Source organism: Pseudomonas sp. 05N36 (assembly GCF_056397385.1).
Window position 1 is genome coordinate 1 of record NZ_JBFTNH010000055.1, and the last position, 818, is coordinate 818.

The 818-nt window shown below is 48.4% G+C and carries 1 protein-coding gene; it reads left to right on the forward strand.

Annotated elements, in window-relative coordinates:
- Positions 1–299: 299 nt before the first annotated feature.
- Positions 300–632, forward strand: a complete 333-nt coding sequence (locus AC1DIH_RS28120; RefSeq protein ID WP_477774085.1) for a hypothetical protein — start codon at positions 300–302, stop codon at positions 630–632.
- Positions 633–818 lie beyond the last annotated feature (186 nt).

The following is an 818-nucleotide window of genomic DNA, read 5'->3' on the forward strand; positions in this document are numbered from 1 at the left end:
TTTTCAGGACAGTCGGGAGCGGCTACTCATCGAGGGCCGAGCGTTGTAGCAGCAACGCTCACAATGAGCCCGGATACATTAGCGCAAGCCAGCTTTACCGAAAACAGCCAAAGAGGTTGCAGGAGAGGGGCTGACCATACATTTTTATGTCTCGAATATACCGCAGCCTGGGCGGCCGGAAGGCCTGGACATAGAATTCGCATTAGATTTTGAGCAAGTAGTCAATTTTTTTCAATTTTATGTAGTAATAATGTAATATCAAAATGGTATTAATATGTTGCTATTTCTGAGGGATCAGCATGAAAAGAAATCATTACTTCGCTTATAAAATCCTCACTTTTCTGGAGATTGCCTCCGACGTTCGTGGCTTGAATGTTCCTTCTTTGCAGCGCTCATTTGAGCTTCGACGCTCAATCGAAAATGACGAAGACGCTGCTGCGAAACTCACTGAGGAGCTCAGCTACCACTTGGGTTTGTTGAGTGGTTCGGGTTTGATTGCTCTACGATCGGACACCAGTGGAGATTTCTACAGCCTCACTTGGGCTGGCCACGATCAGCTAGATTCTTATCGTGATGGCGCAGCCAACAGTTACCTCGGCCTGTTTGGAATCAAAACCAGTGCTGTCGCCTAAATCACAAACCGAAATTCTCTAGCCCCGCCACTGAGCGGGGCTTAATGAGATGGTCAGCCTGACCGAGAAGCCCTGCAGGTTTACGCTTGCAGGGCTTTTCTCGTTTTCGGCGGAGGATCTCTCATGAACACGATGACGCTTCTCGGTATCGACATTGGCAAACATAGCTTCCACCTGCATGGCCAG

Coding starts and splice junctions, on each gene's coding strand:
- AC1DIH_RS28120 (WP_477774085.1), top strand. CDS start 300: ATGAAAAGAAATCATTACTTCGCTTATAAAATCCTCACTTTTCTGGAG.